The sequence below is a fragment of the Agrobacterium salinitolerans genome, from assembly GCF_027498475.1.
GTDB classification, from domain to species: domain Bacteria; phylum Pseudomonadota; class Alphaproteobacteria; order Rhizobiales; family Rhizobiaceae; genus Agrobacterium; species Agrobacterium salinitolerans.
Genome location: NZ_JAPZLN010000001.1, coordinates 1710899 through 1726402, shown reverse-complemented (window position 1 = coordinate 1726402; position 15504 = coordinate 1710899). Strand labels below are relative to the sequence as shown.

The following is a 15504-nucleotide window of genomic DNA, read 5'->3' as shown; positions in this document are numbered from 1 at the left end:
GCCAAGTGTAGCAATACGCAAGAAATTACTCAATATACTGAAAATACGATACTATTTTAAAGTTTCTCACGATGGCTATCCGTTGCCTCTAAAGCTAGCCTCCAATTTTTAACCTAATTGGCTTGACCATTATAAAAAACCGGCCTAACCATTTGCCCTGTTAAAGGCCCCCGGTGGAGCGGGGAACAGGGTGGAGGTTTCCAGATGTCGCAGGGCGCATCGACAATTCGGGGCGATTTTTCGTCTGAACGGATGGCGCACGGACAGCGCGCGGTGCTCCTGCGCCTCGATAATATCAGCAAGGAATTTCCCGGCGTCAAAGCACTTTCGAACGTGCATTTCGATCTGCGCGCAGGCGAGGTGCATGCCGTCTGCGGCGAAAATGGCGCGGGAAAATCGACGCTGATGAAGATCGTCAGCGGCGTCTATCAGCCGAGCGACGGCACCATCCTTCATAAAGGTGCGAAGGTGCAATATGCATCGCCGCTGGAATCCGAAGCCGCCGGCATCGCCATCATCCACCAGGAACTCAACCTCGTTCCGCATCTTTCCGTCGCTGAAAACATCTATCTTGCGCGCGAACCACGTCGTGGTTTACTCGTCGACCGCAAGAAGCTGCGTCTCGATGCCAAGCGTTGTCTCGACCGGCTGGGTGTGGATATCGATCCGGACCAGATTGTCCGCGGCCTTTCGGTCGCTCAGTGTCAGATGGTGGAAATCGCCAAGGCGCTTTCTCTTGACGCTGAAGTGCTCATCATGGATGAGCCGACCTCTTCGCTGACCGAGCAGGAGACCCGGCTCCTGTTCAAGGTCATCCGCGATCTCAAGGCATCCGGTGTCGGGATCGTTTATATTTCCCATCGTCTCGATGAAATGGCCGAAATCGTCGATCGTGTGACGGTTCTGCGCGACGGACGTTATATTTCAACCGACGATTTTGCCTCGATCACCGTTGATGACATTGTCACGCGCATGGTGGGGCGTTCGCTGGAAGACAAATTCCCCGAGCGGACATCGCGCCCCACGGAAGACGTTATTTTTTTCGTCGAGGGCCTGACGCGCAGCGGCGTGTTCCACGACGTCGGTTTTTCGCTGCGCCGTGGTGAAATCCTCGGTTTTGCCGGGTTGATGGGTGCCGGCCGCACCGAAGTCGCCCGGGCTGTCTTCGGCGCCGATCCGCTCGATGCGGGCAGGATCGTTTTCAACGGGCGCGAGCTTTCGATCGGCTCACCGCAGGACGCCATCGAAGAAGGCATCGCCTATCTCTCGGAAGATCGCAAAAGCGATGGCCTCGCCATCAAGATGTCAGTGGCGGCCAATACGACGCTTGCCAATCTCGGCGAGGTTTCCAACCGTTTCGGGCTCATCGACTTCAAAAAGCATGACGATGTGGCAAAGCGCTACGTCGATCTCCTGAATATCCGTACTCCCTCCATCGGGCAGACGGTGCGACTGCTTTCCGGCGGCAATCAGCAGAAAATCATTATCGGCAAATGGCTGTTCCGGCAGTCGCGCGTGCTGTTCTTCGACGAGCCGACACGCGGCATCGATGTCGGCGCGAAATTCGCGATCTACAAGATCATGGACGAGCTCGCCGCGCAGGGTATCGGCGTCATTCTCATCAGCTCGGAACTGCCGGAAATTCTGGGGCTGACGGATCGTATCGCCGTTTTCCATCAGGGCCGGATTACGGGCGTGCTCGAAACCGCCAAGACCAATCAGGAAGAAATCATGCGGTATGCGTCCGGTTACGGCCGGGCCGCGCAGTGAGGAACGACATGGCCAATATTGCAGAACCTAAAAAGGGCTTCGCTGTCAGCGATCGCCAGAAGGACATCATCCAGAAGTTTGCCGCGCTCGGCAGCCTGTTCGCCCTCGTCGCGGTGTTCTCCGCCACCAGCAGCGCCTTCTTCACCGTCAATAACGGCATGACGATTGCCTTGCAGGTCACGTCCATCGCGCTGCTCGGCATCGGGGCTACCTGCGTCATCATCACCGGTGGTATCGATCTTTCGGTCGGTTCGGTGCTGGCGCTCGCCGGTGTCGTCGCCGCTCTTGCGGTGAAGGAACTCGGTATGCCGGTGCCGGTCGGCATGTTGCTCGGCATTCTGACGGGATCGCTCTGCGGCTTCATTAACGGTCTTCTGGTCACCCGTTTCAAGCTACCGCCCTTCATCGCCACCCTAGGCATGATGTTGATCGCCCGCGGCGTGGCCCTGCAAATCACCGGCGCGCGCGCCGTTTCGGGCCTCGGCGAATCCTTTGGCGAACTTGGCAACGGCGCCCTCTTTCGCATCGTCACTATCGGTGACGACGGCTTTCCTAATGTGGTGTTTCCCGGTATCCCCTACCCCGTCATCCTGATGGTGGTGATTGCGCTTGCGGTTTCCTTCATGCTCAACCGCTCGATCCTTGGCCGTCACATTTACGCTGTCGGTTCCAACGCCGAAGCCGCGCGCCTTTCCGGCGTCAATGTCGCCCGTGTCACCAATTTCACCTACATCCTGTCCGGCACGCTCGCCGGGCTCACGGGCTGCGTGCTGATGTCGCGTCTCGTTACCGCCCAGCCAAACGAAGGCGTGATGTATGAGCTGGATGCCATTGCCAGTGCGGTCATAGGTGGCACGTCGCTGATCGGCGGCGTGGGCACCATTTCCGGCACGGCCATTGGCGCCTTCGTCATCGGCATCCTGCGCAACGGTCTCAATATGAATGGCGTGTCCGCCTTCACGCAACAGATCATCATCGGCCTCGTCATTCTGGTCACCGTCTGGATCGACCAGCTGCGCAACCGCCGCTGACCAAAGGGCTGCGGACCCTTTCCGCAAACAAGATCGGCAGGGGAGGCCCGGTATGCCGACATCACGGAGGAAGAAATGAAGAAAATTGCGACTGCCCTTCTGACATCCGCAATCGCGCTGTGGAGCGTTTCCACCGTGCAGGCCGGTGAGATCGCCGTCATCGTCAAGACCGTCAACTCCACCTTCTGGCAGAATGTTCAGAAGGGTGCTGATGCGGCGATGAAGAACTCTTCCGGCAATACCATGACCTTCCAGGGTCCGGCTGCCGAGTCCGCCATTGCCGACCAGGTCAACATGGTCGAAAACGCCATCAATCGTAAGGTCGCGGGCATTGTCCTGGCACCTTCCGACCCGGACGCGCTGGTGCCGGCCGTCAAGAAGGCCTGGGAAGCCCGTATTCCCGTCGTTTTGATCGACTCGCAGCTCGCCAAGGGTTCGGAGCAATATTACCAGTCGTTCCTGGCAACCGATAACAAGAAGGCCGGCGAACTGGCGGCCCAGGCGCTGATCGACAAGGTTGGCACGGAAGGCAAGATTGCCGTCATGTCCTATGTCGCCGGTGCCGGTTCCGAAATCGGCCGTGTCGGCGGTTTTACCGACTACATCCAGATGCACTCGAAGCTTCAGATCGTTGGTCCGTTCTATTCGCAGTCGCAGATGGCGACCGCGCTGAACCAGACCACCGACGTGCTGGCCGCCAATTCCGACCTGAAGGGCATTTTCGGCGCCAATGAGCCTACTGCCATCGGTGTCGGCCGCGCGCTTGCCCAGTCCGGCAAGGCCGGCAAGGTCGTCGCCATCGGCTTTGACGGTAACCAGGATTTGCAGAGCTTCGTCAAGGACGGCACGCTTGCCGGCATCGTGGTTCAGGGTTCGTACCAGATGGGTGAAAAGGGCGTGGAAACCGTGACCAAGCTCATCAACAAGGAAAAGGTTGAGAAGTTCGTCGATACCGGCGTTGTTGTTGTCACCAAGGACAATATCGAGAAGCCTGAAGCCAAGAACGTGCTTTACTAATGCTGACGGCGCGCCGCCTTGCGGCGGCGCGTCCTTCCAAAGGCGAGCTGGAAAGTCCCTGCGATGAAAGTCTCCGATACACGTAAATTGCCGCGCCGCGCCGTCGACGTCACCGTCATGGGCCTCGGTTGCGCCCAGATGGGCAATCTCTACCGCGTCACGCCCTATGAGGAATCCAAGGGCGCGTTCGACAAGGCATGGGAAAGCGGCATGCGTTATTTTGATACCGCGCCGTTCTACGGCTATACGCGGTCGGAGCGCCGCCTCGGCACCATGGTGACGGAGCATGACCGGAACGAATACACGCTGAGCACCAAGGTCGGCCGTGTGATGGTGCCGGACGAGACCGTGGGTCCGGAGGAGGATGCCTATATAACGCCCCTGCCGTTCCGCCCGGTCTATGATTATTCCTATGACGGTATTCTGCGCTCCTTCGAGGCAAGCCAGCAACGGCTAGGCGTTCTGAAGCCGGATATTCTTTATGTCCATGATATCGGCTCCTTCACCCATGGCGAAAAGCATCAGCACTACTGGGAGCAGCTGACCACCGGCGGCGGCTTCCGGGCGCTTGGCAAGCTGCGCGAGGAGGGATCGACGGGGGCCGTCGGCCTTGGTGTCAATGAGTGGGAAATCGTCAGCGACGCCATGGATGTCTTCGATATAGACGTCGCCATGCTTGCCGGCCGTTATACGCTGCTGGAGCAGCAGAGCCTTGCTTTCATGAACCGTTGCGCTGAAAGCGGTGTCGCCATCGTTGTCGCCGGTGCATTCAATTCCGGCATTCTGGCCGGCAACCGCAAATTCAATTATGCCGACGCGCCTGCCGATATTCTTACGCGTGTCGATGCGCTGCAGGGTGTTTGCGAGGAACTCGGCGTATCGCTGCAGGCGGCCGCACTGCAATTTCCGCTTGCCCATCCGGCATCGGTCACGGTCGTTTCGGGTGCGCGCAATGCGCAGCAGCTCGCCTCCAATATAGAGTGGTTCGAGCAGTCGATCCCGGATGAATTCTGGTCCGAACTGCACAGGCGCGGCCTGGTCGCCGAAGGTGCGCCCGTACCGGGCGGAAAGGCCTGAGGCGATGCTCATCGACGCCCACCAGCATTTCTGGCTGATGAAGGATCGCGCCGGGCAGTGGCCGCCGCCGTCGCTCGCCGCCATCTACCGGGATTTTCTCCCCGCCGACCTGTCGCCTTTGCTGGCCGCTGCCGGAGTTTCCGGCACCGTGCTGGTTCAGACGATGGAGACGGCGGCCGACACGGATTTCATGCTGGAACTGGCGGAAAAGACCGATTTCATCAGGGGCGTTGTCGGCTGGGTGGATATGAAGTCCGCCGATGCGGCGAGTGAAATCGCCCGTCGGGCAAAACATTCGGCGTTCAAGGGTGTGCGTCCGATGTTGCAGGGCATCGAGGATGTCGCCTGGATCGATGATCCGGCACTCGATCCCGCCGTGGCGACGCTGGTAGAGCACGGTCTGGCGTTCGATGCGCTGGTCCTGCCGCCCAATCTCCCTCATCTCCTCGCCTTTGCTCGCCGCCATCCGCAATTGCCTGTCGTCATCGATCACGGCGCGAAGCCGCTGATTGCCGCCGGACACTACAGCGACTGGCGCAAGGATATGGCCGCTCTGGCGGCTCTTCCGAATGTCCATTGCAAGCTTTCCGGTCTGCTGACCGAGCGCGGCGATCAGCGGCCGGAAGCGATACGGCCTTATGCCGAGACCATTCTGGAACTCTTTGGCGGCAACCGCGTGATTTTCGGCAGTGATTGGCCGGTGTTGCGGCTGGCGGGCGACTATCAGGTATGGCTGGATTTCTGCCGCGATATCGTGCCGGCAAAGGACCATGCGGCAGTCTTTGGCGGTAACGCCGTTCGTTTTTATTCCCTTTCCCACAGGTGATACATGCTGGCGATTTTCTGCGAAACCCCAGGTCAACTCGTTTCCAAGGAACTGCCGACACCAGTGCGTGGCGAAGGCGAAGTGCTGGTGCGTATTCGCCGCATCGGGGTTTGCGGCACGGATCTGCACATCTTCACCGGCAACCAGCCTTATCTCTCTTATCCGCGCATCATGGGCCATGAGCTTTCCGGCACGGTGGAAGAGGCGCCGGAAGGCAGCCATCTGTCCGCAGGCGACGTGGTCACCGTCATTCCCTATATCTCTTGCGGCAAATGCAGCGCCTGCCTGAAGGGCAAGAGCAATTGCTGCCGCAATATCGGTGTGCTGGGCGTTCATCGCGATGGCGGCATGGTCGAATATCTGAGCGTGCCGCAACAATTCGTGCTGAAGGCGGAGGGGTTGAGCCTCGATCAGGCGGCGATGACCGAATTTCTGGCTATCGGTGCGCATGCGGTGCGCCGTGGCGCAGTCGAGAAGGGGCAGAAGGTTCTGATCGTCGGCGCCGGCCCGATCGGCATGGCGGTTGCGGTTTTCGCGGTTCTCGATGGCGGCGAAGTGACCATGATCGATGGGCGCAGCGACCGGCTGGATTTCTGCAGAGAGCATCTCGGGGTCGTACACACGGTGGCGCTCGGCGAGGGCGACAGGGATTGCCTCTCCAACATCACCGGCGGCGATTTTTTCGATGCGGTCTTCGACGCGACCGGCAATCCGAAAGCCATGGAACGCGGCTTTTCCTTTGTCGGCCATGGCGGTTCCTATGTGCTGGTCTCCATCGTCGCCAGCGATATCAGCTTTAACGATCCGGAGTTCCACAAGAGGGAAACGACGCTGCTCGGCAGTCGCAATGCTACGCCTGAGGATTTCGAGCGCGTCCTGCAGGCGCTGCGGGAGGGCAAGGTACCGGAAGCACTGATCACCCATCGCATGACGCTTGCCGATGTGCCCTCACGATTCGCCGGCCTGACCGATCCGAAGGCCGGAGTTATCAAGGGCATGGTGGAGGTCGCATGACGCCCGATACGCCCATCCTGCAATTCGGCACCAGCCGCTTTCTTCTGGCGCATGCGGATCTCTTTGTTTCGCAGGCGCTGGACAAGGGCGAGGCTCTGGGGCGCATCGCGATTGTACAGACGACCGGCAACGCGGAGAGCCTGAAGCGTGTTACGGCGCTGAACGGCGGGGCGCCCTACCCCGTGCGTATTTGCGGCATCCGCGATGGGCAGGAAGTGGATGAGGAAATTCGGGGCGGGGCTGTCGCGCGGGCATTGACGGCTGCGACCGACTGGGCCGAAGTGCGCCGCCTTGCCTGCGAGGCCGAGGTCATTCTGTCCAATACGGGCGATCGCGGTTATGAGCTGGATTCGGCTGATAATGCCGGGCTTGCTGACGATTTCACGATCGTACCGAAAAGCTTTCCGGCCAAACTCTGCATGTTGCTGCTGGAGCGTTTTCAGAGCAATCCGGAAGCACCGGTCTCCATCTTCCCTTGTGAGCTCGTGCCACGTAATGGCGAAAAGCTGAAACAGGTCATTCGCCGGCTTGCAGATGAATGGCAATTGCCGGCGGGTTTTGCCCTTTATCTGAATGAGAAGTGCCGTTTCGCCAATAGTCTCGTGGATCGCATCGTCTCCGAGCCTATCGACCCGGTGGGTGCCGTCGCGGAGCCCTATGCACTCTGGGCAATCGAGAAGCAGGACGGGCTTGTCCTTCCCTGCACGCACCCCGCCGTGGTGTTGACCGATGATCTCGATCATTATGAAAAGCTGAAGCTTTTCCTGCTCAATCTCGGTCATTCCTATCTGGCGGAGCGCTGGTTGCAGGATGGGCGAGGCAAGGATGAAACCGTGCGTCAGGCAATGGTCGACGATATTCTCGTTGCGGATCTGGAGACGCTTTGGCGGGACGAGGTTCTGCCGGTCTTTGCCGCTGAAGGCATGGGAGAAGAGGCGCAGGCCTATATTGGCGTGCTGCGGGCGCGTTTGCGCAATCCCTTTCTCGCGCATCGGCTGGCCGATATCGCCGGCAACCACGATGAAAAGAAGCGCCGCCGCTTCGCTCCGGTCGTTGCCGCAGCGGAACGGCTGGGATTGAGCCTGCCACAGTCGAAGTTGCGCGCGGCGCTCGCCACCATCAAGCAATAACGGAGTTTTTCATGCAGCGCATGGGCATGGTCATAGGCGTCAAACCGGAAATGATCGCGGAATATAAAAGGCTGCATGCCGCCGTCTGGCCTGAAATTCTGGCGCTCATCAGCGACTGCAATATCCGCAATTATACGATCTTCCTGCGCGAGCCGGAAAATCTGCTCTTCGGCTATTGGGAATATCACGGCAGCGATATCAGCGCCGACATGGCGAAGATGGCTGCAAGCCCGAAGAACCAGGAGTGGTGGTCTTTCACCATTCCCTGTCAGCAACCGCTCGAAAGCCGCAAGGAAGGCGAGTGGTGGGCGATGATGGAAGAAACCTTCCACCTCGACTAAACGATTTCCTTTGACACTGACCGCGAGTGAACGGCCATGACCAAAATTACTGATCTGCGTGTTTTCGACCTGCGTTTTCCGACGTCCCAAAGTCTCGACGGCTCGGACGCGATGAACCCCGACCCGGATTATTCGGCGGCTTATGTCATTCTCGATACCGATGAGCCGGGTCTTAAAGGCCACGGGCTGACCTTCACCATCGGTCGCGGCAATGACATCTGCTGCATGGCCATCGAAGCGATGCGTCATCTGGTGGTTGGCACCGATCTTGCCACCGTCACCGAGAACCCCGGCAAATATTGGCGACATCTGACGAGCGACAGCCAGTTGCGCTGGATCGGCCCGGACAAGGGCGCGATGCATCTCGCCACCGGCGCCGTTGTGAATGCGGTATGGGATTTGCTGGCCAAGAAGGCCGGCAAGCCGGTGTGGCAGCTCGTTGCCGATATGAGCCCGGAAGAAATTGCCGATATCGTCGATTACCGCTATCTGACCGACGTGCTGACCCGGGACGAAGCGCTTGCGATCCTCAAAAAAGCCGAAAGCGGCAAGAAGGAACGTATCGAGACGCTGAAGAACGAAGGGTATGCCTGCTACACCACGTCGGCCGGCTGGCTGGGTTACGACGACGCCAAGCTGCGTCGTCTTTGCCAGGAAGCCATCGATGCCGGATTCAACCATGTGAAGATGAAGGTTGGCCGCGATCTGGAAGACGATATTCGCCGTCTTACCATTGCCCGTGAGGTGATCGGTCCCGACCGTTACCTGATGATTGATGCCAATCAGGTCTGGGAAGTCGATCAGGCCATCGAGTGGGTCAACAAGCTTGCCTTCTGCAACCCCTTCTTCATTGAAGAGCCGACGAGCCCGGACGACGTCGCCGGCCATCGCAAGATCCGCGCGGCCATCGGTCCGGTTAAGGTGGCGACGGGTGAAATGTGTCAGAACCGTATCATGTTCAAGCAGTTCATCGCCGAGGGCGCCATCGATGTGGTGCAGATCGACAGCTGCCGCATGGGCGGTCTGAACGAGGTGCTGGCGGTGCTGCTGATCGCCGCCAAATACAATCTGCCGGTCTGGCCGCATGCCGGTGGCGTCGGCCTCTGCGAATATGTGCAGCATCTGTCGATGATCGACTATCTCGTGGTATCTGGCACGAAGGAAGGCCGCGTGATCGAATATGTCGACCACCTGCACGAGCATTTCATCGAACCCTGCGATATCAGAAACGCCGCTTACATGCCGCCGAAATTGCCGGGCTTCTCCATCGAAATGAAGCCGGAGTCGATTGAGACCTACACCTTCGAGGAATAGTCAAAGGATGACAGCGCCTCCTCAAAGCGCTGCCACTCCGTTTCGCTACCGGGAAGGCCGAAACGCATGTCGTTCGGCCTCTCATCAAAAATGCGGACCAGAATGCCGTGTCGGCCAAGATGGCTGGACAGGTTTGTGGTGCGGGGATCCCGCACCAGAGTAAACAGCGACGTGCCGCCGGCAATTGCCAGCCCCGCTTTTTCCAGCATGGCGTTCATGCGCCGGGCGTCTTCTGCAAGGTGCAGACGCATGGACGATTGCCATTCCCCGTCCGCCAGAGCCTGCGTCGCGATATGCAGCGCCGGGCCGGATACCGCCCAGGGGCCGAGCCTTGCCTCCAGTTCAGCAGCAATATCGGGCTGCGCAATCGCGAAACCCAGCCGAACGCCTGCCATGCCGTAAAATTTACCGAAAGAGCGCAGGATGACCAGTGCATCCTGACAGGCGGCATTTGCGAGGCTTTCGGCACCTCCTGTCTCGATGAAGGCTTCGTCCACGACGAGCAGCCCACCCTTGCGGCGCATGGCGGCGGCCAGCGACAACAAGGCGGTGCGATCCGTGATGCGGCCATCGGGATTATTGGGATTGACCACGACGCCATAGTCATGAGCCGACATCGCGCTGATGTTTTCCGCCTCGGTCACAGCCAGTCCGGCCATGCGTGCGGTTCGGGCATGTTCCGCATAGGCGGGGGAAAGGACGGCGCCGCTTTTTGCCCCGCGGGCGATAGCGATCTGAGCCAGTAATGGCATCAGCATCTGCGTGCCGGGGGAAAGCGCTACATGCCGGGCGGAAGGCGCATTGAAATGCGTTGCCGCCAGACTTTTCAATTCTTCGGCGGCGTCCGGTTCCGGCAGGCGGGCGAATGCGCTGGCGGGGATCGGCGAATGCGGGTAGGAGTGCGGATTGATCCCAGTCGAAAGGTCGATCCACGGTTCAGGCGCTTCAGGAAACAGCAGACGCGCCCTGCCGAGATTGCCACCGTGACGGATCGCAGCTTTCGCCTTTTCTGGTACTGTTTCGCCCATGTTTTTTGCTCTCGCTTTCCTGTCGCTCGTGATCGAACGCCTGACCGGCTATCCGGAATGGCTGTTCAAACGCATCGGCCATCCCGTCACCTGGATCGGTTCGCTTATCGCGCTGCTGGACAAAAAATGGAACCGGGAGAGTGCGTCATTTTCACAGCGCAAGGGAGCCGGTGTCGCGGCTCTCCTCGTTTTCGTCGGGCTGACGCTGCTTGTTGCGTGGTTTGCGCAATCCACCCTGCTTTTTCTGCCCTTCGGCATTTTACTGGTTGCTGTGCTGGGAGCTTCGCTTCCGGCGCAGAAAAGTCTTGAGCAGCATGTGGAGGCTGTCGCCATTGCTCTGGAGCGTGAGGGTGTGAAAGGCGGCCGCAAGGCGGTATCGATGATCGTCGGGCGGGATCCTCAAAAGCTGGACGAAGCGGCGATCTGCCGGGCGGCGGTTGAAAGTCTGGCCGAAAATTTTTCCGACGGCATCGTCGCTCCCGCCTTCTGGCTCGGCATCCTGGGCCTGCCGGGCGGCGCGGCTTACAAGGCGATCAATACGGCTGACAGCATGATCGGCCATCGCTCACCCCGCCATGAGGCCTTCGGCTGGGCCTCCGCCCGGCTGGACGATCTGGTCAATCTGCCGGCCTCACGGTTGAGCGGCGGTCTTTTCGTGGTTGCCGCGTTTTTTGTTAAGGGCGCATCACCCGGCAGGGCTATGGCTGCGATACGTCGCGATGCCCATCATCACCGTTCTCCCAACGCTGGCTGGCCGGAGGCGGCGTTGGCCGGTGCTCTCGGCTTTGCGCTCGCAGGGCCGCGCTCCTATGGCGGTCAGATGATCGAGGCGCGTTTCATGGGTGAAGGTGGCAGGGCGGCGCTGGTTGCCGGCGATATTCGCAGGGCGCTGCGGCTTGTGCGGATTGCCGACCTGCTCTTGATCGGCCTGTTCGGACTTCTGGCGATCCTTATCGCGCTATAGCAAGCAGACGGTCGAGATCGAGGTGCTGTTCCAGGTGCGCCGCGAGGCGATCAAGAACGGCGTCCACCTGCGCATCGTAGTTCAGCTCCGTGCCCTGCCCGCCGAGACGTTCCAGCCACGCGCTCCGCTGGCTGTTATCCGCGAAGAGGCCGTGAATATAGGTGCCGAAGACGCGACCGTCGGGTGAAATGCTTCCATCGCTATGCCCGTCGATCGTCGAAAACGCCAGATTGCCCGCTGCTCCCGTGGTTTCCCCGACATGCATTTCGTAGCCGGATAAACCAATACCATCAAAGCTCACGCCTTGAACGGAAACGAGTCGCTTGTCGCCCGTCAAAACCGTGTCGACATCAAGCAGACCGAGCCCATCGACAGTTGCCGGCGATCCCTCAATGCCGTCAGGGTCGGCAACGGTTTTTCCGAGCATCTGGTATCCGCCGCACAGGCCGAGAACGTAGCCGCCGCGCCGCACATGCGCCTTTATATCGATGTCTAGGCCCGCATCTTTCAGCACGGCAAGATCGGCGATGGTGGCTTTCGATCCGCAAAGCAGCACCAGCCGGCAATCGGCCGGAATGGTTTCGCCCGGCCGCACGCGGATCAGTTCGACATCCGGTTCCATATCCAGCGGATCGAGATCGTCGAAATTGGAAATATGCGGCAGGATCGGCACGGCGATGCGGATCTTTGCGCCAGGCTTCTGTTGGGCCGGGCCGGAGAGCCCCAGCGCATCTTCCGCCGGCAGTTTGGCGGCATCTGAGAAATGTGGCAGAAGGCCGATAGAGGCCCAGCCGGTCTGTTCCCTAATTATCCGCATGCCGTCTGAAAACAGGGCCGGATCACCGCGAAAGCGATTGACGATGAAACCTTCGATCATCGCCGCGTCTTCAGCTTCGAGCACGGCTTTGGTGCCGACGAGGCTGGCGATGACGCCGCCCCGGTCGATATCGCCGATCAGGATCACAGGCGCGTCCGCAGCTCTGGCAAAACCCATATTGGCGATGTCATTGGTACGCAGGTTGATTTCGGAGGCGCTGCCCGCCCCTTCCACCAGCACCAGATCGGCCCGTTGTTTCAGGCGGTTGAAGCTTTCGAGCACGCGCGGCATCAGCCCGGCCTTCATGTTCTGATAGTCGGCCGCCCTGGCATTGCCGGCGATCTTGCCCTGCACCACCACCTGTGCGCCGGTCTCGCTCTGCGGCTTCAGGAGCACCGGGTTCATGTGCACGGAAAGCGGCACGCCCGCCGCCCGTGCCTGCAGCGCCTGTGCCCGGCCGATCTCGCCGCCATCGGCGGTCACGGCCGCATTGTTTGACATGTTCTGCGGCTTGAACGGCATGACGGACAGGCCGCGCCGGGTGAACGCGCGGGCAAGGCCGGCCACCATCAGCGATTTACCGACATCCGAGCCGGTTCCCTGAAACATCAGCACGCGTGCAGCCATGTCAGAATTCTATCCCCGCCTGCGCTTTTACGCCGGCCTTGAAGTGATGTTTCACTAGGGTCATTTCCGTCACCATATCGGCCGCGTCGATGAGCGGTTGCTTGGCGTTGCGGCCGGTAACGATGACGTGCAGATCGGGCCTTCGGCTGGATAGCGTTTCGACCACCTCCTCCAGTGGCAGGTAATCGTAACGGAGCGCGATGTTCAGCTCATCGAGGATCAGCAGGCCGACGGTCTCGTCGGCCATCAGGACCTTGGCTTCTTCCCAGGCCTTTGCCGCCGCCGCAACGTCGCGCTTCAAATCCTGCGTGTCCCAGGTGAACCCTTCGCCCATGGTGCGCCACACCACCCTGTCGCCGAACAAATTCAGCGCCTGCTGTTCTCCCGTTGACCATGCACCCTTGATGAATTGCACCACGCCGACCCGCCGCCCAGTGCCGAGCATGCGCAGGGCAAGGCCGAAAGCGGCGGTGGATTTGCCCTTGCCCGGGCCGGTATTGATCATCAGCAGACCTTTTTCGATGGTCTTTTCCGCAACCTCGGCGTCCTGCACCGTTTTGCGGTTGACCATTTTCTGCCGGTGACGTTCGGCTTCGCTGTCGCTGATGTCGCGTGTCATCGCGTTTTCCTTTTCATCAAGCGGCGTGGGACCCGGTGCCCCGCCATTCGGAGCGGCGACTATACCCAATTTGCCGCACCCGGCAATGTGCGGGCCACAGGGTCGCGGCATTGACCCCCACGCCCGTTCAGCCTAAGGGTAACGGACTGACGGTCTTTTCCCGGCAACGGGAAAAGCTAAGAGGGAACACGGTTCCAACCCGATTACCGGGTCATTCCGTGGCTGCCCCCGCAACTGTAAGCGGTAAGCCCGCACCGTAAAGCCACTGGACGCCTTAACGGGTTCGGGAAGGCGGTGTCAGGATGTAAAGCCGCGAGCCAGGAGACCTGCCGTTTCAGGAAAAACGTCTGCCGGGCGGGGTGCTCCGGTCAGTCGGTTAGATCGAACACCCGGCTTGCGTCTGTCCGCATGCCGTATTCGGCATCCGCACCCCCGAGATTTTTTGTAAGGCGCGGGAAACGATACGGTTTGGATATTTCAGCGACATCTTCATGTGCAGGCGGAAACACGCAGAACGAAACGGCGTCCGGCGTGACCGTCTTCGTTTGCAGAAGCTGCCGCGATGAAACCGATCCCAATGCCGAACCGCGCCCCGGTTCACGTCTCGCCGATGCCGTCATCGCAAAGGCGCAGGAAACCGGTGTCACCGTTCGTTCCGTCAACTGCCTCGCCAATTGCAAGCGCGGGCTTAGCGCCGTGCTGCGCAGCGCCAATGGCTGGTCCTATGTCTTCGGCGGGCTGACGACCGGTGATGCGGAAGATTTGCTGACCGGTGCGCAGCTGCTGGCGGCCGCCCCCGACGGCCTGATGCCCTGGCGCGGCCGCCCCGAACCCTTAAAGCGCGGCATGGTGGCGCGCATTCCCCCATTCGATTTTACCGAGGAGAGATCATGAGCACCCTTCTGGACCGCGTTCCCTGCACCATCGTCACCGGCTTTCTGGGGGCTGGCAAAACCACGCTGCTGCGCGGCCTTCTCGAAAAGCTGGACGGCAAGCGGCTGGCGATCATCGTCAACGAGTTCGGCGATATCGGCATCGATGGCGAGATTCTCAAAGGTTGCGGTATTGAAAGCTGCCCGGAAGAAAACATCGTCGAACTGGCCAATGGCTGCATCTGCTGCACGGTGGCGGATGATTTCCAGCCCGCCATCGAACAGATTCTGAGCCGCCAGCCGAAGGTGGAGCATATCCTCATCGAGACCTCGGGCCTTGCCCTGCCGAAGCCCTTGGTGCAGGCCTTCCAATGGCCGGCGATCAAGAGCCGTGTGACGGTGGACGCTGTCGTAGCCGTAGTGGATGGCGCCGCCCTTGCCGAGGGTCAGGTGGCGCACGACATGGAAGCACTCGCGGCCCAACGGGCCAATGACGAGGCGCTCGATCACGATGACCCGGTCGAAGAGGTTTTCGAAGATCAGGTTGCCTGCGCCGATCTTATCGTGCTGACAAAGGCCGATCTTCTTGACGATGCCGGCCTGGACAAGGCCAAGGAGCATGTTCTCGAACATCTGCCGAAGGCGGCAAAGATCGTTGTGGCCTCCAATGGCGCCATCGACCCCGCCGTGCTGATCGGTCTTGGTCTTGCGGTGGAAGAGGATATCGAAAACCGCCGCACCCACCATGATGGCGAACTCGACCACGAGCATGACGATTTCGACAGCTTCGTCATCGATCTGCCGACTGTTACCGATCCAGAAGCGCTGGCGGCCCGTATCGCCAAGACGGCCGCTGCCGAAAATGTCCTGCGCATCAAGGGCTTCATCGAAATTGCCGCGAAGCCGATGCGCCTGCAGGTGCAGGCTGTCGGCAGCCGTGTCAACCATTATTACGACCGGCCCTGGGCTGCGGGTGAGGAACGCCGCAGCCGCCTCGTCGTCATCGGCGAAAAGGGCATCAACCGCGAAAAGATCGAACAGATGCTGGCCGCCTAAC

Annotated in this window: 15 protein-coding genes and 1 riboswitch; of the genes, 12 read left to right on the top strand and 3 right to left on the bottom strand. The window is 60.1% G+C overall.

Features of this window, described 5'->3' with window-relative positions:
- Positions 1 to 204: 204 nt before the first annotated feature.
- The 9 genes from O9X91_RS08220 to O9X91_RS08180 all read left to right on the top strand — a co-directional run bounded on the left by O9X91_RS08220 (position 205) and on the right by O9X91_RS08180 (position 9520).
- Positions 205 to 1770 (top strand): sugar ABC transporter ATP-binding protein, encoded by a 1566-nt coding sequence (locus O9X91_RS08220; RefSeq protein WP_162520493.1) that lies wholly within the window; start codon positions 205 to 207, stop codon positions 1768 to 1770.
- Positions 1771 to 1778: 8 nt separating this feature from the next.
- The gene (locus tag O9X91_RS08215; protein WP_077983716.1) at positions 1779 to 2801 is read left to right on the top strand and encodes an ABC transporter permease; all 1023 of its coding nucleotides are present in this window, start codon (positions 1779 to 1781) and stop codon (positions 2799 to 2801) included.
- Between the two features lie 75 nt (positions 2802 to 2876).
- Positions 2877 to 3818 carry an ABC transporter substrate-binding protein gene (locus O9X91_RS08210; protein WP_080792163.1) on the top strand — a complete coding sequence of 314 codons (942 nt, stop codon included), beginning with the start codon at positions 2877 to 2879 and terminating at the stop codon, positions 3816 to 3818.
- Positions 3819 to 3881: 63 nt separating this feature from the next.
- Entirely contained in the window at positions 3882 to 4895 is a 1014-nt protein-coding gene (locus O9X91_RS08205) for an aldo/keto reductase (RefSeq protein WP_142912895.1), read from the top strand.
- 4 nt (positions 4896 to 4899) lie between these two features.
- Entirely contained in the window at positions 4900 to 5721 is an 822-nt protein-coding gene (locus O9X91_RS08200) for an amidohydrolase family protein (RefSeq protein ID WP_142912896.1), read from the top strand.
- Positions 5722 to 5724: 3 nt separating this feature from the next.
- On the top strand, positions 5725 to 6735 hold the full coding sequence (locus O9X91_RS08195) for a zinc-binding alcohol dehydrogenase family protein (RefSeq protein ID WP_142912897.1): 1011 nt from the start codon (positions 5725 to 5727) through the stop codon (positions 6733 to 6735).
- Positions 6732 to 7865, top strand: a complete 1134-nt coding sequence (locus O9X91_RS08190) for a mannitol dehydrogenase family protein (RefSeq protein ID WP_142912898.1) — start codon at positions 6732 to 6734, stop codon at positions 7863 to 7865. The genes O9X91_RS08195 and O9X91_RS08190 overlap by 4 nt, the downstream gene beginning before the upstream one ends.
- Positions 7866 to 7876: 11 nt before the next feature.
- Positions 7877 to 8206, top strand: a complete 330-nt coding sequence (locus tag O9X91_RS08185; RefSeq protein ID WP_077983658.1) for an L-rhamnose mutarotase — start codon at positions 7877 to 7879, stop codon at positions 8204 to 8206.
- A 36-nt stretch (positions 8207 to 8242) separates the two neighbouring features.
- Entirely contained in the window at positions 8243 to 9520 is a 1278-nt protein-coding gene (locus O9X91_RS08180) for an L-fuconate dehydratase (protein ID WP_137412356.1), read from the top strand.
- Here O9X91_RS08180 and cobD read toward each other — a convergent pair.
- A complete protein-coding gene (gene cobD, locus O9X91_RS08175) occupies positions 9502 to 10548 on the bottom strand; it encodes a threonine-phosphate decarboxylase CobD (RefSeq protein ID WP_077983656.1) in 1047 nt (348 codons plus the stop codon). The two genes, O9X91_RS08180 and cobD, sit on opposite strands and share 19 nt — an antisense overlap.
- On the opposite strand from cobD, the gene cbiB reads away from it, so the two are divergent.
- On the top strand, positions 10547 to 11512 hold the full coding sequence (cbiB, locus tag O9X91_RS08170) for an adenosylcobinamide-phosphate synthase CbiB (RefSeq protein WP_142912899.1): 966 nt from the start codon (positions 10547 to 10549) through the stop codon (positions 11510 to 11512). The genes cobD and cbiB overlap by 2 nt on opposite strands.
- Here the strand turns inward: cbiB and O9X91_RS08165 are convergent.
- Both O9X91_RS08165 and cobO read right to left on the bottom strand, forming a co-directional pair.
- The gene (locus tag O9X91_RS08165) at positions 11499 to 12956 is read right to left on the bottom strand and encodes a cobyric acid synthase (RefSeq protein WP_142912900.1); all 1458 of its coding nucleotides are present in this window, start codon (positions 12954 to 12956) and stop codon (positions 11499 to 11501) included. The two genes, cbiB and O9X91_RS08165, sit on opposite strands and share 14 nt — an antisense overlap.
- A 1-nt stretch (position 12957) precedes the next feature.
- Positions 12958 to 13575, bottom strand: a complete 618-nt coding sequence (gene cobO / locus O9X91_RS08160; protein WP_137412352.1) for a cob(I)yrinic acid a,c-diamide adenosyltransferase — start codon at positions 13573 to 13575, stop codon at positions 12958 to 12960.
- Between the two features lie 133 nt (positions 13576 to 13708).
- Positions 13709 to 13923: riboswitch (cobalamin riboswitch) on the top strand.
- Positions 13924 to 14043: 120 nt separating this feature from the next.
- Here cobO and O9X91_RS08155 point away from each other — a divergent pair.
- A complete protein-coding gene (locus O9X91_RS08155; protein ID WP_162520494.1) occupies positions 14044 to 14469 on the top strand; it encodes a DUF1636 family protein in 426 nt (141 codons plus the stop codon).
- Positions 14466 to 15503: a cobalamin biosynthesis protein CobW gene (cobW, locus tag O9X91_RS08150; RefSeq protein ID WP_269833833.1), complete on the top strand. Its 1038-nt coding sequence runs from the start codon at positions 14466 to 14468 to the stop codon at positions 15501 to 15503. Before O9X91_RS08155 ends, cobW begins: the two co-directional genes overlap by 4 nt.
- Position 15504: the final 1 nt, after the last annotated feature.

Bases quoted from the DNA above. Each gene is read 5' to 3' on its own strand.
- O9X91_RS08220 (WP_162520493.1), top strand. From the start codon at position 205: ATGTCGCAGGGCGCATCGACAATTCGGGGCGATTTTTCGTCTGAACGG.
- O9X91_RS08215 (WP_077983716.1), top strand. From the start codon at position 1,779: ATGGCCAATATTGCAGAACCTAAAAAGGGCTTCGCTGTCAGCGATCGC.
- O9X91_RS08210 (WP_080792163.1), top strand. From the start codon at position 2,877: ATGAAGAAAATTGCGACTGCCCTTCTGACATCCGCAATCGCGCTGTGG.
- O9X91_RS08205 (WP_142912895.1), top strand. From the start codon at position 3,882: ATGAAAGTCTCCGATACACGTAAATTGCCGCGCCGCGCCGTCGACGTC.
- O9X91_RS08200 (WP_142912896.1), top strand. From the start codon at position 4,900: ATGCTCATCGACGCCCACCAGCATTTCTGGCTGATGAAGGATCGCGCC.
- O9X91_RS08195 (WP_142912897.1), top strand. From the start codon at position 5,725: ATGCTGGCGATTTTCTGCGAAACCCCAGGTCAACTCGTTTCCAAGGAA.
- O9X91_RS08190 (WP_142912898.1), top strand. From the start codon at position 6,732: ATGACGCCCGATACGCCCATCCTGCAATTCGGCACCAGCCGCTTTCTT.
- O9X91_RS08185 (WP_077983658.1), top strand. From the start codon at position 7,877: ATGCAGCGCATGGGCATGGTCATAGGCGTCAAACCGGAAATGATCGCG.
- O9X91_RS08180 (WP_137412356.1), top strand. From the start codon at position 8,243: ATGACCAAAATTACTGATCTGCGTGTTTTCGACCTGCGTTTTCCGACG.
- cbiB (WP_142912899.1), top strand. From the start codon at position 10,547: ATGTTTTTTGCTCTCGCTTTCCTGTCGCTCGTGATCGAACGCCTGACC.
- cobD (WP_077983656.1), bottom strand. From the start codon at position 10,548: ATGGGCGAAACAGTACCAGAAAAGGCGAAAGCTGCGATCCGTCACGGT.
- O9X91_RS08165 (WP_142912900.1), bottom strand. From the start codon at position 12,956: ATGGCTGCACGCGTGCTGATGTTTCAGGGAACCGGCTCGGATGTCGGT.
- cobO (WP_137412352.1), bottom strand. From the start codon at position 13,575: ATGACACGCGACATCAGCGACAGCGAAGCCGAACGTCACCGGCAGAAA.
- cobW (WP_269833833.1), top strand. From the start codon at position 14,466: ATGAGCACCCTTCTGGACCGCGTTCCCTGCACCATCGTCACCGGCTTT.